The organism is Moorena sp. SIO4G3 (genome assembly GCF_010692305.1).
GTDB classification, from domain to species: Bacteria; Cyanobacteriota; Cyanobacteriia; order Cyanobacteriales; family Coleofasciculaceae; genus Moorena; species Moorena producens_A.
This window is the reverse complement of sequence record NZ_JAAHIG010000045.1, coordinates 19,507-42,008: the sequence shown is the minus strand read 5'-3', so window position 1 is coordinate 42,008 and position 22,502 is coordinate 19,507. Positions and strand designations below refer to the sequence as shown.

Below are 22,502 nucleotides of genomic sequence, written 5' to 3'. Positions count from 1 at the left end.
TTATTATAGCGATTTTATATAAAAGTGTCGAGTACTAATCGAGATTTTTCTCACGGCGACTAAAGTCGCTACGAGCTTTCATCCCCGGTTTAAAAACACGGGGCTTTCAGCTTTGGGAGTCACGTAAGCTTTCAGCTTTCAGCTTTCAGCTATTGCGCACGCATAGCGAACACCCTACCTTAGGGGAACGAGGTTTATTTTCAGCTGACTGCTGACTGCTGACATTGAGCACAATGAGGTAGCCTAGTACATGGCACGTTTTTACCCAGAAGAAGTTAGGCGAGGTGAAACCCCTCATAATAACAATGCTTGACTTGACTAAAATTCAATCCATTGCTGAATCCTATTCTCCCCAAGAACTATTTGCTGGTTTGGTTTGGCAGCGCCGATTCAATCAGTTTGATGGCCCAGAAGTTATTACTGACCTTTCTAAGCATACAGATTTATGGGCAAGTTTTCTGTTTAGCAAACCAGTCTTTGCACCAGATGAACATGGGTTAAGTTTTGGTGGTTTGCTAGATACCCTGCTGGCAATGGCAAACTATCGTCCAATGCCAGATAACAGCATTATTCATTTTGTTGCCTATCCAGCAGATACCTTATACGTACTTGCAGAAAATCAAGATACGAAAGTTTCCCAACTAATCGATTTGGGTAAAAAATGGCGAGCTGACTCGGTAGAGGTAACTGATGGCACAAACGAAGAGTACAGTTACCGACTCAAACGCCGATTGAGATACCGATATGAAGGGGCATTATGGGGAGACGATAGTGAACGTGATCGGGATGCCGTTGTTGTTTGCTATTGGTGGGATTGAACTGTATTTAAGCAATCAGTTATCAGCAATCAGCTATCAGTATTCAGCTATCAGTATTCAGCTATCAGTATTCAGCTATCAGTATTCAGCTATCATCTATTGGCCTTAGGCCACGCTAGTTTAGGTGCTAACAGCTTTTGAATAAAATAAGCTGACCGCTGATGGCTGAAAGCTGACCGCTTACAGAATATGCCAGGAGGCGGACTTGAACCGCCGACACGAGGATTTTCAGTCCTCTGCTCTACCAGCTGAGCTATCCCGGCTTGTCTTTTTTTGACGCCTTATTAAGTCTAACAAACCTAATCTGGATTGGCAAGTAGATCAGAAAATTTTTTTTTTGTGCGATCCAGCCCTTGTGGCACAGGCTTCTAGGAGTGGTGGCATCAATTCTTGTTGCTAGCATGCCTATTGCCGATTCCCGATTCCCGATTCCCGATTCCCGATTCCCCACTTTGCCAGAAGTCTACTATATAACCAAATGACTCAACCACCCTCAGCCAATGTTTTCCCTAACTCAAACCAGTACCCGCCAGCGAGAAATCCTAGAAGTTGTCTTCCGAAACGGTTGGGATTACATGCGAGGACTCCTAACGGGCAACAAGAATAATGACGAACCTCAACTCCCCACTCCTACTGTCCTTCGCAACATCTTAATCGATTTAGGTCCGGTGTACGTTAAGTTAGGACAACTGCTGTCTACCCGTCCCGACCTATTACCAGGAGCCTATGTTGAAGTCCTGACTGACTTGCAAGCGAATGTACCAGCCGTAGCCTGGAGTGAAATAGAAAGCTTGCTACAGCAAGAACTAGCACAGCCAATCTCAGAAACCTTTACTACCATCAATCCCCAAGCCATTGCTGCTGGTTCCATTGGTCAAGTCCATCGGGCTACCCTCAAAAATGGTCAAGACGTGGCTCTGAAAGTGCAACGTCCTGGGATTGACCAGATAGTTGCCCAAGATATTGCTATCATTAGGGGCTTAGCAGATTTAGTCTCTCTGACGGAATTTGGTAAGACTTACGATATCGTTGCCATAGCCGATGAATTTGTTACTGCCCTAGAAGCAGAACTGGATTTTACCCAAGAAGCTAACTATACCGATAAACTCCGCAGTAATCTATCCAATAGCCGCTGGTTCGATTCCCAGCAATTAGTGATACCAAAGATTTACTGGGATTTGACCAGCCAAAAGCTACTTACCATTGAGTGGCTGGAAGGGGCACCTCTGCTATCGGCGCAATTATCACAAACTCAACAGGGCAAAGACCCCCAGACCCAGCGACGGGAAATTACCACCCTGTTATTTCGGGCTTTTTTCCAGCAGGTTTACATCGATGGCTTCTTCCATGCTGACCCCCATCCCGGAAACATATTTTATCTGATGGATGGTCGTGTCGCCTTATTAGACTGTGGCATGATTGGACGCTTAGACCCCCGCAGCCAACAGATTTTGACCGAGATGCTCTTAGCAATTGTAGATTTAGATGGCAAGCGATGTGCTCAGTTAACCCTACAACTATCTGAAGCAGGTGAGTCGGTCAATTTATCTGGCCTGGAAAATGACTATGACCGTATGCTGCGCAAGTATTACAACCGAAGCCTCTCCAAAATCAACTTTAGTGAAGTGTTTTATGAGATACTGCAAGTCTCGCGCAATAATAAAATCCGCTTACCCGGTAATATGGGTTTATATGCCAAAACCCTAGCTAACTTGGAAGGGGTTACCCGTGGGTTTTATCCTGAAATTAACCTGCTCGACCAAATCAAACCCCTGATTACTGAAGTGTTTCGGCGTCAACTCCTGGGAGATGATCCCTTACAAACCCTTCTGAGAACTATTTTAGATCTCAAAAGCCTGTCATTGCGATCGCCTTCTCAAATCGAATTATTTTTAAACCGGGTCAGTTCCGAAACCCTCAAGTGGAATATTACTGTCCCAGAGCTAGACAAACTACGTTACAGTATCGATGATTCCGCTAATCGACTCTCCTTCAGTATTGTAGTCGGTTCCCTGATTGTGGGTGCAGCAATTGTGGCTTCAGGAAGCCAAACTCCCCAGATGTCTGTGGTTACTAATATCCTGTTTGCTGCTGCTAGTTTTTTAGGATTGTGGCTAATTGTTAGTATTTTGCGTTCGGGACGGTTACGGTAATTTTGATAAGGGAGTAGGGAGTAGGGAGTAGGGAGTAGGGAATCGGGAATCGGGAATCGGGAATCGGGAATCGGGAATCGGGATCGAACTTTGATCCCCCCTAACCTTAAAAAAGGGGGGAATTAGATTCAACAGCTTTGCTTCGACTGCTAGACCTTAAAAAAGGGGGGAATTAGATTCAAAAGTCCCCCTTATTAAGGGGGATTTAGGGGGATCTGAACCAGGGATTAACATCACTGAAATTCACCCCTTACAAATCCTGTAATTTTCCTTCGGATTTAGCTGTCATTGCTTCCTCAATTAAGAAGTCTAACTTCCCATCAGCAATATCAGCTTCAAGCTGTTTATCCCAGAGTAACCAGTCTCTTTCAGCAAACCACTCTCTCAAGCGCACAAAATCTTCCTTAGAGAGAGCCTCAATTTCAGCTTGAATTTGTTCTACTTTTGTCATCAGTAATAACTGACTGCAATACTGGTGATTAAACCTCTATAGTCTAGCATAAAAATTAACTTGCTCTAGGCTATCCTTTTTAGCTTGTAGGGTGGGCAAAAAGCGATGCAGCGCGGTCTTGGGGGTTTCCCCCATGAGCGACTGCATCAAGACACAGTTTGGTTATGCGTGAGTATTGATAGATTAGATTACTTTGCCCACCCTACTTTAATTGCTATATAGTTGATTAACTTTTGCCTCTTCCCTCTTGCCTTTCCCTTTCCTTCTGCCTTCCTAAGTCAGCTGATCCCGTAATTTTTGAAGATTTTCGCGGCAACCGACAGTCCTGGGATGATTTGACCCTAACTTTCCTTCAAAAATCTCCAAGGCTTGGACAACAAGAGGTTCTGCCTCACAGTACCGTCCCTGATTAGAGTAGAGTTCTGCCAGACGGTTGAGAGATTGTGCGATATGTGGGTGTTCTTTACCATATAGTTTTTTTGTAATCTCCAAGGCTTGGACAAAAAGAGGTTCTGCCTCGCAGTACCTTCCCTGATTAGAGTAGAGTTCTGCCAGACCGTTGAGAGATTGTGCGACACGTCGGTGTTCTTTACCCAAGAGTTTTTTGAACATCTCCAAGGCTTGGAGAAAAAGAAGTTCTCCCTCTGAGTAACGTCTCTGATTAAGGTAGAGTAATGCCAGACCGTGGAGGGAGATAGCGACATATGGGTGTTCTTTACCGTATAGTTTTTTCGTCATCTCCAAGGCTTGGACAAAAAGAGGTTCGGCCTCGCAGTACCTTCCCTGATTATTGTAGAGTAATGCCAGACCGTGGAGGGAGATGGCGACAGAGGGGTGTTCAGTACCTAAAAGTTTTTTCTTCATCTCCAAGGCTTGGACAAAAAGAGGTTCGGCCTCGCAGTACCTTCCCTGATAATTGTAGAGATATGCCAGATTGTCGAGAGAGGTGGCAACAGAGGGGTGTTCAGTACCTAAAAGTTTTTTGAACATATCCAAGGCTTGGACAAAAAGAGCTTCGGCCTCGCAGTACCTTCCCTGATCCCTGTAGAGTAATGCCAGATTGTTGAGGGAGGTGGCGACATATGGGTGTTGTTGACCGTAAAGTTTGTTCCTCATCTCCAAGGCTTGGACATAGAGAGGTTCGGCCTCGCAGTACCGTCCCTGCATAAAGTAGAGTAATGCCAGATTGTTGAGGGAGAGAGCAACATCTGGGTGTTCTTTACCTAAAAGTTTGTTCCTGATCTCCAAGGCTTGGACAAAAAGAGGTTCGGCCTCACAGTACCTTCCCTGATTAAAGTAGACTAATGCCAGATTGTCGAGAGATTCGGCGACGTCTTGGTGTTGAGTACCTAAAAGTTTGTTCCTGATCTCCAAGGCTTGGAGAAAAAGAGATTCTGCCTCGGAGTACTGTCCCTGATAATTGTAGAGATATGCCAGATTGTTGAGAGAAGTGGCGACAGAGGGGTGTTCGCTGCCTAAGCGATTGCGGGTGAGCTCTTTGCATTCCTTTAACCAGGATAATGCCTCGTTATAAGCTGTTTGACCTTCGTAAAACCAACCCAGACCCTGGAAAGGTTGGTATAAATCTTCATCCTTGAGCCAGTCTGAGAGTACTTTAGCAGCTTCCGTCAGGTGAGGGATGGCGGGAGTAGCTGTAACAATATCCTCTAGTGTTGGTCTATAAGGAATTTTATCTGCCACGGCCACCATTGCCTGACCAAATCCCTGCTTGAGTTGATCAGCCCCATCGTAACGTTTCATTTTGTCTCGTAGGAACTCTCGAATCAACTCGTGCAACTGGTAGATTCCCTGATCCGTGCGCCCAAGTAAATTCAGTTCCAACAGACTGTAATCTCTAAGATCTTCTAAATCCTCTGAATCTTGGTCAGGCAAAGAATTTTCCACCAAATACCAGGGAATGGGAGCCAAAGCAAACAAACTCAGCAGACAACCCAACTGCTGGGCTTGTTCATCCAGTTCACGCCAACTCAACTCAAAGGCTGCTGCCACTCCCTTTTGTACTGTCATAGTAGCAGTTGGTTCTTTTAGCGATTTCTGTTCCAAATGCTTTTTTTTTAACCGCTGCTGCATATCTGCCAGGGATAAATCCTTTTTAAATATTTTTAAATATCGCCCTACCAATTCCAAACCTAGGGGCAGATATCCCAAGCATTTGCAGAGTTTTTTGGCTTCCGACCACTGCCGGTTTAGTCTTTCTTCCCCGATTAGGGATTCCAATAACTCCAAAGCCGCTGCTTCGGAAAGCACTTCCAGGGCTAACAGATCAAAAGACTCTGCTAACGACTGCTTTCTGGTAGTAATAATAATCTTAAAACGGGGGTGATTTGGAGGCAGATAGGGTTTAATTTTATCAAATTCAGTAACATCATCGAAAATCACCAGCACCAAATTATCCGATGGCTGCCAATTGTCCCAGCACCATTGAGCTTTTTGTTCGAGAGTGAGAGATTTTCCTGCTTTTTCCTGAGGCACTTCCAAGTTCATTTTGAGCTGGGCAAACTCTACAATTTGAGTCCCTAAATCCACATCCCGCGCCTGGAGCCAGCAAACCCCACCCAGATAATGTTTTTTCCACCAATAGTTGATGGCATATTGCAGGGCTAATTCAGTTTTACCGATACCACCCATGCCAGAAATAGCAGAAATTACCACCCGTTCTCCCTGCTGTAGCTGCTGATGTAGAGTTTCCAGTTCACTTGAGCGTCCAACGAATTTGGAAACATTGGTGTGGGGCAGATTTTGGGGAATGTCTATTAAACCTAGTCCATCATCAACTTTTTTTTTTGCGTCTTCCTTTTTACTATCAGGATTACTATCAGGATTAACTGCTACTTTTGGTTGAATCGGTGGCAGAGGAGTTGTTACAGCAAGTTTCGCCCCCCTAGCCCCCCAACTTTGGGGGGAAATTGAGTTAAAGTCCCCCAGAATTAGGGGATTTAGGGGGCTTGTCCCTAAAGGTAGTGAGGTCAATTTATCTGAAAACGGCTGTAAATTCTGATTGACAAACCGCTTTACCTGACGGTAGATTCGATTCTTTTTATCCTCTACTTTGCAGATAGAAATATGGTCACAATCCATCGGGACAGGAATAACCCCCTTAATACCAGGATCAGCACTGGTTTGATTCACCACTAAAATCCCATTGGTAGGTCTGGTTTCGCAGTAAACCAGCATCGGGATTTCGCTAAACTGGTGGTCATTGCGATACAAAAGATTCAGTTCCCGTAAGCGAGAATGGTGCGCCTCCAACTCCTCAACACTGACAGTGGTTCGTAGAATCGTGCCAATATAATTAATCCAACTTGCCAAATCAGAACCAGAATGAGGGGTAGACAGGAAAACAATTCCCCTGGTCCCAGATGCGATCGCTTGCCATTTGCCAAAGTCCCTAGCACTGCGCAGCATCTGTTTAACCAGCAGTCCCCCCATACTGTGAGTAATGAAAATTATTGGGCGATCGCCTATCTCATAGCTATCCAGTAGATCTAAACTATTAGTCGCCCGGTCTACCAGAGGCATAGAATTACCTTTCCATCTAAACGGTTCTACCTCATAAGCCAGAGACCAAATTCCCACATCTGATAAATCTTGCCCCAGCCAAGCAGGCCAAAAATTATTATCATGTCGCCGTTCTTGGGGGTGCCAAGTGCCCCGGGCATGACCTCCGAGTCCATGGACAAAAATGACATCCCCACGGCGAGAGGAATTCTCAGTACCAGAAATTTCAATTAAATCGTTACGATCACTCACAGACTAGCTCTCCAGGAATGAAGGTCATTAGACTTCGTGGCAGTTGTCGGGAACAGGGAACAGGGAACAGGGAAAAGTGGAGAATAATTGAGGCTAACAATATAGCACTACCCATTAAAGTTAGGACATTGATATAGCGGTTATTGCATTTATGAGGTACACTTTTCAACCTGAAAGTCCCCCTTTTTAAGGGGGATTTAGGGGGATCCCTTTGTACCTCATGGGAAATAGAATTGCTAGACAAGCAGCAAAAGCTGTTTTAGTAAACTTTTGCCTTTTGCCTTTTGCCTCTTGCCTTGGGCGTAACGCTATAACCCTGATCCTCAGCTGGGGTGCTGGCATCGCAGGAATTGACACCCATGGGGTTAATCGCCATACCCTTACCACATCTTGCTATTCCATAGATTAGCTACCAACTGAGTCGGGAGAAATCCAGAAAGTGTCAATAAATTCTCTGTCTACCCCATATTCCGCCGCTCCCTACTCCCGATTCCCGATTCCCGATTCCCGATTCCCGATTCCCGATTCCTCTATTTTTATCCGGATAAAAAATAACTAATTTTTTTGTTATCAGAGAAAATAAAATTTTTTAAGAAAAGTAAAAACTTTCCGGATAATCAATAATTATGAGTTTTTACTTTAACTCAGTATTATCTCTATTTCTATAACTACATAATAGTTATGTGGTTAAATTTTTTCAGTAGTATTTCTAATTTACAACCATCTTTATAGGCGGTTAGTTTAGAACTATGAAACGGGTTAAACACTAACTCAATTCAGGATAAACTATCAACTCACAAAGCTCGAAAAACAATGAACAACAACTATCTTTCTCTAGGCAAAACTCTCATCAACACAGGTCTCATTTTTGCGGGCTTAACTGCTGTACTGGCCACATCAGCTCATGCTGAATCAGCGATTCGTGGATCTGCCGTAGAGACACGGCCTTCTGGAAGCTCTATCAGTGTTTCCGGTGAGCTGATTTTACCTGAATCTCTCCACTTTTCTGGTCCATTGACTGTTACACCAGCATACACCGGTGCTGGAACAGACACTGCAACTATCGATACCCTCACCCTAGATGGAACTGGAGTTGCGGCAGTCTCCACTACTACCACTACTGACTCAGTAAATCCATTCCTTGACGCTGCTGCAACCGCTCTAGGTGCTGCTACCGCAGTTGAGGATCAAGCCGCTTTAATCCGTGCCGGAGCAGGTACCGAGGGCTTGGGTGCTCTAGAGTAAATTAACAGTAAATTACTCCTCTTCAATCAGGACAAACGCATCTTAATTAATAAACCCTCTATTAGCTTTAACAGTAAGCTATCAGCTATCAGCTATCAGCTATCAGCTATCAGCTATGAGCTATGAGCTATCAGCTATCACCTTATGTGCTACGCACACGCTACTTGAGGTGCTATCAGTTTATGAGAACGCTTCGCCATTGGCTGAGGGCTGACCGCTGAGGGCTGACCGCTGAGGGCTGACCGCTGTTCGCGTAGCGCATATGCTTAAGTCACACTCAACTGAAAAGCGCTATAGAGTCCTAATTTTTCTGTAATCCACATAGCGCGGTTTACTGTCAAGACTAATTTAGATGCGTTTACCCTGTCTCTTCAATCACGTTTCTTTGAACACGCCTCCTGGAATTTCTCTGTAGAGAAATCCTAGGAGTATTTTTTATAGTTTTAGACAACACTAGCAAAGAAAAAAGGAAGTAGCAGGAAGCTTCGGAGCAGTCAACAAAAATTATCACAATTCATTTGTAAGCCATCAGCTTATGCGCTATGGGCACTGACGGGGTGTGGGGTGTGGGGTGATGGGTGTAGGGGAAGATCAAGAGCTGGCTACGTTGCGACGGGACGGTTAAATCAGATCTCGGACCGATTGTTATCCCACCGGCTCACTCCAAATTCCCTGTCTTGATGCAAAGCGCGAGTGGGGGAAACCACGGCAGTTGCTCATGGGGGAAACCCCCACATGAAGGCACTGCCTCCCCTGTTCCGAAGCTGCATCGCTTTTATTTTCCCCACCCCCTACCCCCCACACCCCACACCCTGTTTAGTTTTTAGCCTTGTTGTCACCCCCTGTGCTATGGGCATAACCTTTTCTCGTGGCGTGGCCATTTGCGTAGCGTTGCCACAGGCTTCCAGCCTGTGACTTCACGCGACACGCGCTATAGCTGAATGCTTATAAAGCAACTATTTTTTTGTTGTAAAACTTTATAAATTTAATAGGCATATCTAAATTTATATACAGCAATTTTTTTTAATTGATTAAATTGCAATTTTATAGGTGTTATTGATCAGAAAATACGGAGCATCACATAAGCAAAAACTAACAATTAATCTCATCAAAAATTGTAGCTTTTGTTTAAATGCTGTTACTGGATGATTTTAGGTTAAAATAATGGAGCAACTAATTTTACTTTTTTTTGCAAATTTTTTTGTTCAAACACCAACGTTCCCTACCGATTTTAATAATTACCAAATTTTTGAAAACGTACATTTTGAAGTTAAAGATTCAGATTTTTTGACGTCTTATTCTGATCAGCTTAAAGACTTTAGAGTTGATAAGCAACCAGACGATAATCTAAATGTCTTGGAAACAGAAGTTGCTGAATCTAGGTCACCTGAAGCAGAGTCAACCACCTTAGCAGCACAAACCCAAAATCAAGAAAATTCAAAAAAAACTCCCATCAGTGATGTTATAACTCAAAGTGCCACCAAGTATCCTTGGATTATTAATCCCACCGATAAGTTAACCTTTGAGCCGACATCATTTAGACCAAACAAAAACGAAAATTACCTAGAGACAGAGTTAAGATTCGCTGACGACAATCCCATTCTGAATAGATTTACCTTTGCTAATTTTCCTAAAGATAGTCAATTCTACTGGGTTCTTGATGGCAATACTATTGTTATAGAGACTCAAGGATTCCAAGGTGGTCTTCTCTACCAAGGAAAGTCAAGGGATACTCAACTCACCCAAACAGCGACTGTAGAGCAATCCTTTTGGGGGCTACAATTTATCTCAGCTTTGCCCAATAATTTTGAAGAGTTAGTTGGAGACGTTGAGGTTAATGACTTGACAGTAAGGGTAATATCTGGAGAATTGAGAACTCCAGAAGGAATACGGGCTGGTGACGTAATCATTAATAGTGGAATTGATACTAACGATCCGAATGTTACTGTCCTGGAAAATAATGTAATCAATCTTGGCAGTGGGTCAACCTTGAATCGTAGCGGTGGAGGCTCTTTATTCCAATTTTTAGATGCAGATAATGCTCCCCGGATTTTGCAAGGTTATCCAACCACAAATCTACAACCTTTGTTAGATAATGGTAATGTCAAATTGGAAGAAGGGGAAATAATTCCTCAAGAGGCTCTACAAGCAGCGGGAATTACCTGGGGAGACCCTTTGACAGGAGAAGGTATGAATTTCACGGCTCCTACTACATCTATCCCTGGCGCTAAGATTGCACAACCAGGGGGAGGGATGACCAATGATTTATTGAATTTATCTGTCAATCCTTTCCTAACTGAAGAGGAAAGAGATTTTTATTATCTAAATTCTTTACATTGGATTCCCCTTGGTCAAACAGCTACTGAAGTTGACTTGAACATTGATAGTCAAGAGAGTAAGCATTGGTACAGATTTTATATCAGTAAATCTCACAACCGAAGCCTGATTCAGTATGACCCAGTAGACATCAGTGCCAGTTACTCAAGTATTTTTTCCAACCCAGGTATTTCCCTAACCCTATCTTTTGATGGCGACCTGGATTCGACCCAAATTGGGAATGCGACTCTGGGAATGGCACTCGGGATAGTTTTTGAATTTATTGATTTTAACAATATAGACCACAGTATTCAAGACGCTCGACAAAAATTTGACAATAATGAAGGATTTGCGACCTTAAAGACTAGAGCTACTCCCCAACAGCGACGTCAAATCAATCAAAGACTTAATCAAACCTTAGCCAATACTAATCGCTCTAGTCGTCTCAATCAGGTATCGGGTACTGTGACGTTTCCTAGTAAAATTAGCCCTAACCACTCTAGGATAGTCCAACTCAGAACAGGGAATCACCAGCGAGCCATTGATTTTATTAAAAGAGATATAAGTGATTGGGATCAAGGAGATACGTCTTTTTCTGAACTAAGACTTTCTAACCAAGATTTTGGTCCATTGGGTTTCATTGCTGGGGTAGTTCCTTTGAATAATACTTCGATTACTCCCAGTAACGAATCATCAGCGGTAGATGTTATTTTGACTAGTCCTGATGGCAGACAATTTGTGCAACAATTTAGATCTTTTGATAACACTGTCGTACCAATCAACAGTGGTCGAGCATTTGATATAGCATTTGATCGGATTACACTCACCCAGACTTCTCAACGAAGTATTCGAGACAGAACCTTTGCTGGTTATGTATCTCTACCTACTATAGAAGTATTAGTAGCTGGTACATCGGAAAATTTCAACTATGGTGTCAGCTTAGGAGGTTGGTTTAATCTGGCTCGTAATTCAGCACCAGGGGTTGGAGAAAACAATCCGTCAGATGTTTCGGACGATAATGGATTTACCAAAGAACCGACTGTGGGAGTCTATAGCTACGCTGAGGTAAATTGGCTGAATCGACATGTAGCGGTTGACTCAACCAATAAACCAATCGCCATCATCACTCACGTGCCGTTTTTTAGTATTAATTGGAATAGTTCTGCGAATCGATTGAATCCTTTCCAAATCACAGCCGCCTATTCCTTTTCACGTCAGGGAAAAAGCCTAGGGTATTCAGTGACTCCTGCTATTCTGTATACTCCAGAAGGTCTGAATGCTTTTATGCCAGAAAATAGTCAAGGGGAAGTTGTTGGATATGTTACTGGAGAATTAGGAACTGTCGGCGGTTTAAAATCCAAGCTTAATCTAGAGATAGGTAGGAAAGTATTTTATGATTTAGAGCTTTCGCAACGAGTGATCGATAATTTTTCTCTAGGCGCTTTTGTCAGAAATTTCACCACTACCAATGTGGGGCTTGACAGTCGAGTGTCAGGCTTTAACTATGGCGCTATCTTGAGGTACCATTCAGATAATGGTTTATTTATAGACGCTAAACTAGGTACAGGTGACGAGGGATTTGATGCTAGAGTCGAAGCAGGTGCTCAGTTCAAATTTTAATAGTTAGGGTTTAGGGATTAGTTAAGTGCAATGTTGAAAGTTGAAAGTTGAAAGTTGAAAGTTGAAAGTTGTTCGCGTAGCGTGGCCTTTGGCCAAGGTTAGCTGGTTGTTGGCGTAGCTTGGCCTTTTGGCCAAGGTTTAAGGTTGTTGAAAGTTAAAGGTTAGCTGTTTGAACGTTGAAAGTTGAATCTTGGGTTTTTAATTTTTAATTTTTAATTTTGAATTCTTAATTCTTAATTCCTAATAATGAGTGATAGCTTTTAATAAAGCTTATTCAATACTTGGTAGAGTAGAATTAATTCGCAAGAAATTATCTAAATCATCATAGGTTCCAGCATAGGTAATAGTGGAAGTATCATAACCTTTGAGATTGACAGTGTGTTGCTTGAACCTAAGCTCAGACTTTCGGATTTTAGAAAGGTAGCGGTATGTATCCTCCCCTAAGGCAATATCTAAACCAAGTTCCTTGGTGGCAGATTCGAGGCGAAAAGCGGCTATTACAGTATCCCCAACAGCAGTGTATTCTGGGCGATCGCCACTACCAGTGGTGTTACCAACAATAGCATGACCGGTGTTGATTCCAGTACCAATTCGCAATGGGAAGGGCAGAGGATATTCCTTAGACAGATTGCTAGTCATTTTGTTCAGGTCATTGACCGCTTGCAAAATACTCATGGCTTCTTGATCACTGACCCCTTTAGAGCCATGAAACCAAATCGCCATAATTGCGTCACCGATGTATTTATCTACCCAACTGCCACACCTTTTCAGAATTTCTCCAGACTCCCGGAACCAGCTGCCAATTGCCACTGACAGGGTGGTTTCATCCAACTGGTGGGTGAGTACGGTGAAGTTTCGGATGTCCACCACCATCACTGAAATCAGGCGGCGCACGTGCAATATTGACGTTTGGGTATCTTTATCTATAGGTTCAGATGGTTCAGTTTGATGAGCCTTGGCTGGGCAGTAAAACTCCAATTCTGTCTGACCAAAGGTTAGATGATCGCCATTGCGCAAGGTCACAGGAATGCTGACTCTGCGCCCATTGACAAATGTACCGTTACGGCTTCCTAAATCAATGAGATAGAAATCACCGTTTTCGGTACACTGCAACATCGCATGGTTTCGGGAAATCCAGCGATCTGAAAGTACAAAATTGTTATCATCACTACGACCGACGGTCCAGCAATTGCTACCAACTAATGGCATATAGTGATTGCCAGAGTCAGTAGGCATAAGTAGGTAAGGGGTGGATCGCAAAGTCACCACAGATATAGGAGCAACAACAGGGTTAACGGAGACGTTGATCATTGCATCAATTTTCCAAGATTTCCCCACGGTGCGCGCCTCGTGGCGAGTAAATCGCCCTTGGGTCGCACCGCTGATTAGGGAAGGATAGCGCAGCAGTTGGAGAAACAATAGCAGCAATAAGTTACTGACTAGTTACTGCTAATCTAGCTTGAGTTTTGCTGCTGTCAAAGACCCAGCAAAACTCATAAGCTGTCCCTAGTAGATGCATTCAAAGGATGATGGAGTCATTTCGGAATGACAACGCTCAACACTAACCTAATATAAATATCTAAATATAAATAAATAAATGACAAAGGCTTCCGAAGAAGCCCACACTGTACCCCTTAAGGTCAGTGTCTGGAGTCATCATGCTAGGTTAGCTGCCAACCAAAAAAGACTATCTACCACGATTGTACTCAACACGGCTCCACTAAATGTCCACCAATGGGGCTGTTCTTTTGTCAATGACGAAAGACCAACTATTCCTAGCGTAGCAACCAAAACCACTGCCCAGCTAATTCCCCAAGGAGTTTGGACTTGTGCGATCGCATTTTGAAAGATTGGTTTTGCCAGTACTGGCTCTACTACCATCACCTGACGCCAGTAGGGAATTAGATTCGTCAAGTAGAAATAGATGTCGGTCATGGCTGTACCGAATAACGAACCTAAGTAAAACAGATTTCCTACCTTTCCCCAACCCCGCCACAATCCCCACAGAGCAAATGGTAGACCAATTGCCTCTACCGGTAAATGCCATAGAGGTTCAGTGCGCAACCAACCCCAATATAATGAACCAGCCAGCCAACTCCAGCTAAATCCCAACAGCAAGTCACCCCAGACTTGGGTTGATGGACGTTGGAGCAGTTTTACCCCCAGCCACACCCAAGCTAGGGTGATGGCTAAACTCAACACTGGCAAAAGCCGCACTAGGGGAGCTTGGAAGAACACTGGTACAGAAACCAGGAAGGAGGCGGCAGCAAATAATAGCCATCCTTGAGGATTACTAACTCCCCTAGGAGGGATAGATAGAAGTAGTTGCCCTGACTGATGGGAATTTCTTGGGGCTATACCAGAAAACCAAGTATTTTTCAACAAAATTTTGTTATTTATCTTTAATTATCTTTATTCAACTTAATATATCATTACCAATATCCCCCCTGGGGGCATATTGGTAAGAGTAATTGAATGTGGTGGTGTATGGCAAGGGTAGAAATATCTAATCTCAAGTCTGAACTCAAAAACTCATGAAAAATTAAGATTTGCCAAGCCATTGGTGGTGGGCTACGGGTAGGGCGAGGACTATTGCTAGACTTTTTCCCGATTCCCGACTCCCGACTCCCGACTCCCGACTCCCGATTCCCGATTCCCGACTCCCGACTCCCGATTCCCGACTCCCGATTCCCGACTCCCGATTCCCGACTCCCGACTCCCGACTCCCGACTCTCGACTCCCGATTCCCGAGAAGAATGAAATATTAAGGTTTAAGGATTAAGGATCAAGATGGAATGGAATTGGGATATCATAAAATGTTTGCTAAGAATCCAGATTTCATTGGCGATTGTTGGTAACTTATGCCAGAATACCGATTGAATTAAGGCTGGCTGATTCAGCTGGAGCAACCTCAATAGGGGAACGAATGGTCTTATCAAAACGTCAATTTATCAATTTTTCTATCATTGCTGTTATTAGCGCCTGCCTTACCTTCCCCTTGAAGGTTCTCGCTACAACTCCTGCCCCAGATGTCTTATCCTCAACCAGTACCACTGCCACAATTACTACGCCTCACATGACTATTTTTCAGGCTGTGGTGCTGGGTTTTGTACAAGGGTTCACGGAATTCCTGCCTATTAGTAGTACCGCTCATCTAAAAGTGGTACCTGTGACCTTAGGCTGGGGTGATCCAGGAGTTGCGTTTACGGCTGTGATTCAACTAGGCTCCATTGCGGCAGTAGTGTGGTACTTCTGGGGAGACTTGAGTAAAGTCACTACTGGCGCATTTAACGCTATCCGTAAATCCGATTACCAATCCCAAGACTTCCAGATGGCCCTGGGAATTGCCTTGGGCACCCTACCCATTGTCTTCTTTGGACTGCTGATTAAAATCTTTATCCCTGATTATGATAATTCTCCGATACGGAGTACCATGTCAATCGCCTATGTCTCGATTGTGATGGGTTTGTTGATGGGTGTTTCTGAAGTCGTGGGTAAGCGTAAGCGTAACTTTGAGGATTTAGGTCTTAAAGATGGGATCGGGATGGGCTTGGCTCAGGCGTTGGCTTTAATGCCTGGTGTCTCCCGGTCTGGCTCAACTCTCACTGCTGGTTTATTCATGGGTTTGGAACGAGCAACCGCAGCACGGTTTTCCTTTTTGTTGGGCATCCCAGCAATTACCTTAGCTGGTTTAGTGGAGTTAGTCGGTTTGCTCAAAGATGGCATCGGGGATGCTGGGGGAATGTCACTGATTGTAGGGGTGATTTCATCAGCAGTATTTTCCTACGTAGCGATCGCATGGATGATCAGCTATCTCAAAAAACAAGGTGTCTGGATATTCGTCTGGTATCGGTTATTGTTTGGGATCGCAATTTTAGGTGCTATCATAACTGGGCTGTTAGAAAATAGTTAGCGATCGCAAGTGTGGGAAGTGTGGGAAGATGGGGAGATGGGGAGATGGGGAGATAGGGAGATAGGGAGATGGGGAGATAGGGAGATAGGGAGATAGGGAGATGGGGAGAATTATCCCTTCAACTATTGTAGATTTCGATATATATTTTGGATATACAGCGTTTTTCATAACTATTAGGTACACAGGATTTTTTAACTCTTGCCTCTTGCCTCTTGCCTCTTGCCTCTTGCCTGCTCCCTGCTCCCTGCTCCCTGTTCCCTATTCTCTCTTCCCGACTTCTGCCGCGAAGTCCAAGGTTTAAATGAGTCAAAGCTCGATTCGTCCAGTATTAATCACAAAGGTTCTTCCCAACTCCATTGCCGCTGAGATTGGATTTGAACCAGGGGATTCTATTGTTGCGATCAATGGTAGCCATCCCCGTGATTTGATTGATTATCAGTTCCTGTGTGCGGATGAAATTTTAGAACTGGAAGTGCTGGATGGGGCGGGTGAGACTCATGTGATCGAAATTGAGAAAGACTATGATGACGATTTAGGGCTGGAATTCGAGACAGCGTTATTTGATGGTTTGATTCAGTGCAATAATCGTTGCCCATTTTGCTTCATCGACCAACAACCACCAGGTAAGCGCCAAAGCCTTTATTTCAAAGATGATGACTATCGGCTTAGTTTTCTGTATGGGTCTTACTTAACCCTGACTAATCTGAAGCAAACGGAGTGGGATCGGATCGAACGGATGCGTCTATCTCCTCTTTATGTTTCAGTTCATGCTACTGAGCCGGATGTGCGCATACGCTTACTCAAAAATCCTCGGGCTGGGCAAATTTTAGAGCAGTTAAGGTGGTTTCAGGAGCGGCGGCTACAAATTCATGCTCAGGTAGTGGTGTGTCCTGGGATTAATGATGGCATTCACTTAGAACGTACTCTGTTAGATTTAGCGCAATTCTATACTGGTGATCTGCCCGCAGTGGCTTCAACGGCAGTAGTGCCGGTGGGATTGACTCGATTTCGACCCCAGGAGGATGAACTAATTAGTGTTACTGGGGAAAAAGCGAGGGAAGTGATTGCTCAAGTTCAAAGGCTTCAGGAGAAATTTAAGCACCAGTTGGGGTCTACCTTTGCTTGGTTGGCAGATGAGTGGTTTTTGATTGCTAGAGAAGAGTTACCTCCAGAATCTGATTACGGAGACTACCCTCAAATTGGAAATGGTGTCGGTTCGATTCGTCTGTTCTTGAAACAATTCCAATCTACTGCTACTAAACGGTTGCCTAAGAGTTTAGAAATCCCCCGGCGGGGGACTTGGGTAGTGGGTAATGCGGTGGAAAAAGCCTTTGAACCTGTGGTAGAGCGCTTCAATGCTGTGGCAGGATTGGAGATTAGGATGGTCGCGTTATCTAGTGATTACTGGGGTCAGGAGATAACGGTTACTGGCTTGCTAACTGGACAGGATTTACTGAAGGGATTACAAGGAAAAGATTTAGGAGAAATGATTCTGTTACCTGGGTTGATGCTTAAGCATGGTGATACCCGGTTTCTGGATGATATGACTGTGGCAGAAGTGGCTGATCAGCTCAAGACTCCGATTATTCCTGTTAATGGTATTGAGGAATTGATAGATGGGGCTGTTGGGAATAGGGAGTAGGGAGTAGGGAGTAGGGAGTAGGGAATCGGGAATCGGGAATCGGGAATCGGGAATCGGGAATCGGGAATTGGGAATCGGGAATCGGGAACAGATAACGGAGAATAACCAATTTAAAAGCACATCAGCTTATCTATAGTTTAAACATCAAAATTATCAACTAAATCAAGATAACAACTCAGACAAATTAATTTTATACTAAGTTGCGGTCAAACGTACAACTTTCTCTTCCGCTAATCTCCCTATCTCCCCATCTTCCCATCTCCCTATCTCCCCATCTCCCTATCTCCCCATCTCCCTATCTCCCTATCCAACCAATCTACTCTCTTTGAATGCAACTCGGTATTATTCCTTGAGATTTTCAACACTAGTCTGGATATCCTGATACACTTGACGCAGATACTCGATTAATTCCTGTTGAGACATCTCACGAATTTGCAATTCTCTGATCAGGAATGCCAACTGTTGCAGAGAATTGTTGTGAATTTCAGTAAATGCCCGATCCATTAACTGCTGCTGTAGGGGGAGTCGCTCAGACAACAGATGCATTTGCTGCTGTAATTTTAGATATAAGTAGAAAATGTGCAGGTTCAATCCTACTGTGAAAAGTAGTAGAATTCCCTGCACTGTAGATAACAAAATTAGAGCTTAGGATTGATGTGATAGTCAACTATTTAATGGGACAAAGTTTTCCTGACATCTCTCCCTAAAATGTATAAGCTTTTGGGTTTTGGGTAATGGTAAAGACGAGTGATTTAACTACGGTCTGGTCAAAGTAATGGCAGCTAAAATTACTAGACTTTTTCCACTATAGTATTGCGATAGAGTTTGAGGTAATTGACCTTTTCCTTTTTGCCACGGTACCCCACGGCAATGCCCGTAATCACCATATCATTATTATCACCGGGATTAAACTCAACCTCGTAGCTACTATCAGGAGAACTTACTTCGTTTTTACCCTTAAAAGCAATTGACTGTAGGTTGGTCTCGAGATAGTTGTTCGTGGAGCTACCAGGGGTGAGTTCTTGGTAGTAAAGCACCATTTTTCTGAATTCGCTGTTGTCTCCCTTCAACCCAATGCCTGTCAGTACACAGCCCTCTGGGACTTCCCCTAGGGTTTCGTAATCGGTCTGGTTAAAGGTAGTTTTGTCTCCAAACACCTCCCAGTGACGTTGGCCTGTAGACAGATTAAGGTAGCACACGGCAGTAAGATTGAACTTCTTGTCCTTAATCAGACCTCCAAAGCCAACTACTGGGTAGCCATCCTTGGCTTCTGAGTCTAGCTCCATATCTTTATTGTCGCCTGCGATCCACTCTTGGGTTTGAGAACTGGTAGTGAGCTCAGTACTACTAGGGTTCGTACCTGCATCAAGAACAGTTTGGATGGCTGCGTCGATTTCATTTTTGCGAGGGTCATCATTCTCCACTAACTCCGAAATTCGCTTCAGGGAGTCAGAGGTAAAGTCCACGAGGACGAAATTACCAGAAACCGATGCAGTCCAATCATTAAAGTCCTCCAAAGTGTCGGGAGTGCCACCGATGCACCAAAACTCGCCATTAGATTGATTGTTCGATTGCGACTCGTCGGTCTGGTTAGAACTGGAAATTGATCCCGAGTAGTTGCCATAGTTTGCCTCTACTTGGACTTCGGCTTCCTGGGAGCTGCTATAACTGAATTTTGAGACGCTTTGAGTATAAGACCAGCGACCCCCGAAAACAGCTTCGTAGAGAAAGTGAGTGCCGTATTTTGCCACTAACTTGTCGGCGTCCATGTTGTAGAGGTCATCCTTGAAGTCCTCATCAAGATTATTCAGCGCATAATCGAGATCCAGGGTCAACTTGTAGGAATTGACATAGCCCGATTTTTCAACATGATAGAAGTAGCTGCTACTGGTGTATGACTCTGAGTATTTAGCCGAAACTTCGGAGCTAAACAGACCATAGGAACCGGACAAGTTGGCAGAAACTGACATCTTGGTGTATAGTTCTTCAGTACTTTCGTAAGAGGAGGTTTTCTCATCAGCTTCGTATAATAAAACAGGAGTGCCTATGGCATCCTTGGGGTAAGAATATTGATCACCGTAGACCGTGATTTCTGTATCTGCGTCAGGCAAAGAAAACAGTCGCTTGCTGGTATTTACGGAGTTAGCGCGGGCATAGTAACCATAGATGTCGTAGGTACAGCCAAGATATCCGATGCCGGTTAGATTATTAGCCATGTTTGTCTCCTATAGTAAACTGATTTGTTAAACTAAACATCCCGATAATATAGCAACCCTAAATGATTGGTGACAAGTGATTGGCTTGAAACCCAGGTATAACAAGGATCACGTTTTGGAACATTACCACAACCTATTTAGGATTGCTATATCCTAAAAATAAAGTATAATCAAAAAATGCTCTATGGATAAACCGTAAAAATAACCAATTACACTTGGAAATATATTCAAAAAAATTCTAAATAAACAAAACCATTATAAGAAAAATTGTTGGTTAAAAACCGACAATAATAAAATGGTAAAACTAATAAATGATAATTAACTTATTTACAGAAACGCGAATATTTGGCTCTTCCGTACTTGTTATGCTAAATTAACAGTTTAGGGAAGGGAGCAGGGAGCAGGGACTGAGGCCGTTGGCCACGCTACGCGAACGGAGCAGTGGAAAGAGGCAGTATGGGCGAAATTTTTGTTAATTAAATAGCCTCATAACGCTTGTAGAGTAAGCTTTATGAGTTTTTTAACTTAAAATGAGCGCATAGTAGGTACTGAAGAACCCATATTTTTAATCCAGATTTAGATTTTGAGACTCCAAAACCTCATTAAAATCGTTCCTATGGCTCAGTTTTAAATGAGTCTTTGACCCACTTATTGTGATTGCTGCGAGTGGATTACAGATTCTTGGATATGTCTCATAAAAGTTATTATAACACGAGTCGAGTGCGATCGCCAGTTTGGTGGGATGTACCAATAGCCATTAATTCATAAAACCGTGGGTCTGTTAGTAGAAGCTCTCTTTCATGAGTGCGATCGCTCTTGTAGTGGCATAGCACAGCTAAAGTAGTAGGATAGATTTTTTAAAAAAGCCTTAATTTACAATGAATTAAGCGATTTTACTAAAGCACCATTTTAGCTGTGTTAGTCTACCGAGACAAATTAATCTTATTCCTTGAGATTTTCAACACTAGTCTGGATATCCTGATACACCTGACGCAGATACTCAATTAATTCCTGTTGAGACATCTCACGAATCTGCAATTCTCTGATCACGAATGCCAACTGTTGCAGAGAATTGTTGTGAATTTCAGTAAATGCCTGATCCATTAACTCTTGCTGTAGGGGGAGTCGCTCAGACAACAGATGCATTTGCTGCTGTAATTTTAGATATAAGTAAAAAATGTGCAGGTTCAATCCTACTGTGAAAAGTAGTAGAATTCCCTGCACTGTGGATAATAACATTAGAACTTAGGATTGATGTGATATAGCGGTTTTAAATTTGGTGAGGTACGAAATTTTTTGGTTTTAGGGAGCAGGGAGCAGGGAGCAGGGAGCAGGGAGCAGGGAACAGGGAATAGGGAATAGGGAACAGGGAACAGGGAGCAGGGAGCAGGGAGCAGGGAACAGGGAATAGGGAGCAGGGAGCAGTAAAGTCAGAATAGGTAAAAGTTAAAAAAATATTGTCATTCATTATAATAATTGCTACATACCCTCTTATTTTTTCATTTTATCTATTTAAGAAAATCAAAACCATGGGATTTAAATAAAGATTAGCTTAGGTTTTATTTAAAATTACTTTGCACAAAAAAAACTAAAAACCCTTGACAAGTTATTTTCTAATCCTTATGATTATAGTATGCAAACAACAAGCAAAAGGTGACCAAGATGGATTCCGAATTTCGCCCAAACCCTGAAAACAACCCTGAGGATATTACTCCTAGTAATAATCCTCAGGAATCTTCTCCAAAAAAATACCCTGTTAAGCACATTTTGAAGGGCTCCCGCAAGGCTATAATTAACACGATGCATAGCCTCTATGCACTGCGTTACGCCGAAATTTCTGAGTGGAGTCCTTTGCAACCAACGGGCATTCCTGGGGAATTTATTACGATGATGACCAAGTACATAACTTTGGGTTAACGGATTAACTTTCTGGGGGGCTTTGCCCCCTGGCAAAATCATCGAGTCTGCTCCCATGGGAGCAGGTCTGGATAGGGTTGAAAACGGAATCACATAAGGTCAATTTCCTAGCCGTGGATAGTATTTCTGCGGCTATTTTTTTTAAGGGAGTAGGGAATTTAGAATTTAGAATGAAGAATGAAGAATGAAGAATGAAGAATGAAGAATGAAGAATGAAGAATTTAGAATTGGGAGTAGGTAATTGGGAGTAGGTAATTGGGAATAGCGATGCGCTGCATAAAGAGGTGCGCGCCCGTTCGCGCCCCGCGTCGGCAAAGCCCTCAAGGTGCGACCCAAGGGGGATTTACTCGCCCATTGGAAAGCGCACCTATAGCGAATTTAATTCTTAATGGTAAGAGCGCACCTAACAGGGAATCAACCTAAAAGAAAACTGTACCTCA

The 22,502-nt window shown here is 43.4% G+C and carries 23 protein-coding genes and 1 tRNA gene; 11 read left to right on the top strand and 13 right to left on the bottom strand.

The annotated features are described in order from the left end of the window. Nucleotides 1-305 precede the first annotated feature (305 nt). The gene (locus tag F6J99_RS11505; protein WP_293113035.1) at nucleotides 306-818 is read left to right on the top strand and encodes a hypothetical protein; all 513 of its coding nucleotides are present in this window, start codon (nucleotides 306-308) and stop codon (nucleotides 816-818) included. 190 nt (nucleotides 819-1,008) lie between these two features. Here F6J99_RS11505 and F6J99_RS11500 read toward each other — a convergent pair. Beyond that, nucleotides 1,009-1,081: transfer RNA gene (locus F6J99_RS11500), tRNA-Phe, on the bottom strand. 237 nt (nucleotides 1,082-1,318) lie between these two features. On the opposite strand from F6J99_RS11500, the gene F6J99_RS11495 reads away from it, so the two are divergent. After that, on the top strand, nucleotides 1,319-2,971 hold the full coding sequence (locus F6J99_RS11495; RefSeq protein WP_293113034.1) for an AarF/ABC1/UbiB kinase family protein: 1,653 nt from the start codon (nucleotides 1,319-1,321) through the stop codon (nucleotides 2,969-2,971). Here the strand turns inward: F6J99_RS11495 and F6J99_RS11490 are convergent. From F6J99_RS11490 to F6J99_RS11475, 4 genes are all read right to left on the bottom strand, one after another. Next, entirely contained in the window at nucleotides 2,963-3,103 is a 141-nt protein-coding gene (locus F6J99_RS11490) for a hypothetical protein (RefSeq protein WP_293113033.1), read from the bottom strand. The two genes, F6J99_RS11495 and F6J99_RS11490, sit on opposite strands and share 9 nt — an antisense overlap. A 118-nt stretch (nucleotides 3,104-3,221) precedes the next feature. Continuing rightward, the gene (locus F6J99_RS11485) at nucleotides 3,222-3,422 is read right to left on the bottom strand and encodes a hypothetical protein (RefSeq protein WP_293113032.1); all 201 of its coding nucleotides are present in this window, start codon (nucleotides 3,420-3,422) and stop codon (nucleotides 3,222-3,224) included. A gap of 273 nt (nucleotides 3,423-3,695) precedes the next feature. Beyond that, nucleotides 3,696-7,193 (bottom strand): tetratricopeptide repeat protein, encoded by a 3,498-nt coding sequence (locus tag F6J99_RS11480; RefSeq protein ID WP_293113031.1) that lies wholly within the window; start codon nucleotides 7,191-7,193, stop codon nucleotides 3,696-3,698. Then, nucleotides 7,186-7,308 (bottom strand): hypothetical protein, encoded by a 123-nt coding sequence (locus F6J99_RS11475; protein WP_293113030.1) that lies wholly within the window; start codon nucleotides 7,306-7,308, stop codon nucleotides 7,186-7,188. Before F6J99_RS11475 ends, F6J99_RS11480 begins: the two co-directional genes overlap by 8 nt. Before the next feature lie 105 nt (nucleotides 7,309-7,413). Here F6J99_RS11475 and F6J99_RS11470 point away from each other — a divergent pair, with 105 nt between their 5' ends. The 4 genes from F6J99_RS11470 to F6J99_RS11455 all read left to right on the top strand — a co-directional run bounded on the left by F6J99_RS11470 (nucleotide 7,414) and on the right by F6J99_RS11455 (nucleotide 12,374). Further along, nucleotides 7,414-7,602 (top strand): hypothetical protein, encoded by a 189-nt coding sequence (locus F6J99_RS11470; protein WP_293113029.1) that lies wholly within the window; start codon nucleotides 7,414-7,416, stop codon nucleotides 7,600-7,602. 404 nt (nucleotides 7,603-8,006) lie between these two features. Beyond that, nucleotides 8,007-8,438, top strand: a complete 432-nt coding sequence (locus tag F6J99_RS11465; protein ID WP_070392919.1) for a hypothetical protein — start codon at nucleotides 8,007-8,009, stop codon at nucleotides 8,436-8,438. Nucleotides 8,439-9,131: 693 nt separating this feature from the next. Next, complete coding sequence (locus F6J99_RS11460; RefSeq protein WP_293113028.1) at nucleotides 9,132-9,353, top strand: hypothetical protein; 222 nt, start codon at nucleotides 9,132-9,134, stop codon at nucleotides 9,351-9,353. 249 nt (nucleotides 9,354-9,602) lie between these two features. Next, nucleotides 9,603-12,374: a hypothetical protein gene (locus tag F6J99_RS11455; RefSeq protein WP_293113027.1), complete on the top strand. Its 2,772-nt coding sequence runs from the start codon at nucleotides 9,603-9,605 to the stop codon at nucleotides 12,372-12,374. Between the two features lie 270 nt (nucleotides 12,375-12,644). On the opposite strand, the gene F6J99_RS11450 is transcribed toward F6J99_RS11455, so the two are convergent. Beyond that, nucleotides 12,645-13,685 (bottom strand): adenylate/guanylate cyclase domain-containing protein, encoded by a 1,041-nt coding sequence (locus F6J99_RS11450; protein WP_293113038.1) that lies wholly within the window; start codon nucleotides 13,683-13,685, stop codon nucleotides 12,645-12,647. A 345-nt stretch (nucleotides 13,686-14,030) separates the two neighbouring features. Continuing rightward, nucleotides 14,031-14,687, bottom strand: coding sequence for a DUF3120 domain-containing protein (locus F6J99_RS11445; RefSeq protein WP_293113037.1), 657 nt, complete (start codon nucleotides 14,685-14,687; stop codon nucleotides 14,031-14,033). Between the two features lie 279 nt (nucleotides 14,688-14,966). Here F6J99_RS11445 and F6J99_RS11440 point away from each other — a divergent pair, with 279 nt between their 5' ends. The 4 genes from F6J99_RS11440 (at nucleotide 14,967) to F6J99_RS11425 (ending at nucleotide 17,929) form a co-directional block, all read left to right on the top strand. Next, complete coding sequence (locus F6J99_RS11440) at nucleotides 14,967-15,134, top strand: hypothetical protein (RefSeq protein WP_293113026.1); 168 nt, start codon at nucleotides 14,967-14,969, stop codon at nucleotides 15,132-15,134. A gap of 316 nt (nucleotides 15,135-15,450) precedes the next feature. Beyond that, nucleotides 15,451-16,287 carry an undecaprenyl-diphosphate phosphatase gene (locus F6J99_RS11435; protein ID WP_293113036.1) on the top strand — a complete coding sequence of 279 codons (837 nt, stop codon included), beginning with the start codon at nucleotides 15,451-15,453 and terminating at the stop codon, nucleotides 16,285-16,287. 100 nt (nucleotides 16,288-16,387) lie between these two features. Continuing rightward, nucleotides 16,388-16,588: a hypothetical protein gene (locus tag F6J99_RS11430; RefSeq protein ID WP_293113025.1), complete on the top strand. Its 201-nt coding sequence runs from the start codon at nucleotides 16,388-16,390 to the stop codon at nucleotides 16,586-16,588. After that, on the top strand, nucleotides 16,589-17,929 hold the full coding sequence (locus tag F6J99_RS11425; protein WP_293113024.1) for a TIGR03279 family radical SAM protein: 1,341 nt from the start codon (nucleotides 16,589-16,591) through the stop codon (nucleotides 17,927-17,929). On the opposite strand, the gene F6J99_RS11420 is transcribed toward F6J99_RS11425, so the two are convergent. The 6 genes from F6J99_RS11420 to F6J99_RS11395 form a co-directional block, all read right to left on the bottom strand. After that, nucleotides 17,880-18,038 carry a hypothetical protein gene (locus F6J99_RS11420; protein ID WP_293113023.1) on the bottom strand — a complete coding sequence of 53 codons (159 nt, stop codon included), beginning with the start codon at nucleotides 18,036-18,038 and terminating at the stop codon, nucleotides 17,880-17,882. The two genes, F6J99_RS11425 and F6J99_RS11420, sit on opposite strands and share 50 nt — an antisense overlap. 233 nt (nucleotides 18,039-18,271) lie before the next feature. After that, entirely contained in the window at nucleotides 18,272-18,475 is a 204-nt protein-coding gene (locus F6J99_RS11415; RefSeq protein WP_293113022.1) for a hypothetical protein, read from the bottom strand. Between the two features lie 245 nt (nucleotides 18,476-18,720). Then, the gene (locus F6J99_RS11410; protein WP_293113021.1) at nucleotides 18,721-20,145 is read right to left on the bottom strand and encodes an MAC/perforin domain-containing protein; all 1,425 of its coding nucleotides are present in this window, start codon (nucleotides 20,143-20,145) and stop codon (nucleotides 18,721-18,723) included. A 704-nt stretch (nucleotides 20,146-20,849) separates the two neighbouring features. Next, the gene (locus tag F6J99_RS11405; protein ID WP_293113020.1) at nucleotides 20,850-20,978 is read right to left on the bottom strand and encodes a hypothetical protein; all 129 of its coding nucleotides are present in this window, start codon (nucleotides 20,976-20,978) and stop codon (nucleotides 20,850-20,852) included. 109 nt (nucleotides 20,979-21,087) lie between these two features. Next, complete coding sequence (locus F6J99_RS11400; RefSeq protein WP_293113019.1) at nucleotides 21,088-21,384, bottom strand: hypothetical protein; 297 nt, start codon at nucleotides 21,382-21,384, stop codon at nucleotides 21,088-21,090. Between the two features lie 31 nt (nucleotides 21,385-21,415). After that, the gene (locus F6J99_RS11395) at nucleotides 21,416-21,613 is read right to left on the bottom strand and encodes a hypothetical protein (RefSeq protein ID WP_293113018.1); all 198 of its coding nucleotides are present in this window, start codon (nucleotides 21,611-21,613) and stop codon (nucleotides 21,416-21,418) included. Nucleotides 21,614-21,807: 194 nt separating this feature from the next. Between F6J99_RS11395 and F6J99_RS11390 the strand changes: the two genes are divergently transcribed. Then, nucleotides 21,808-22,062, top strand: coding sequence for a hypothetical protein (locus F6J99_RS11390; protein ID WP_071986830.1), 255 nt, complete (start codon nucleotides 21,808-21,810; stop codon nucleotides 22,060-22,062). Nucleotides 22,063-22,502 lie beyond the last annotated feature (440 nt).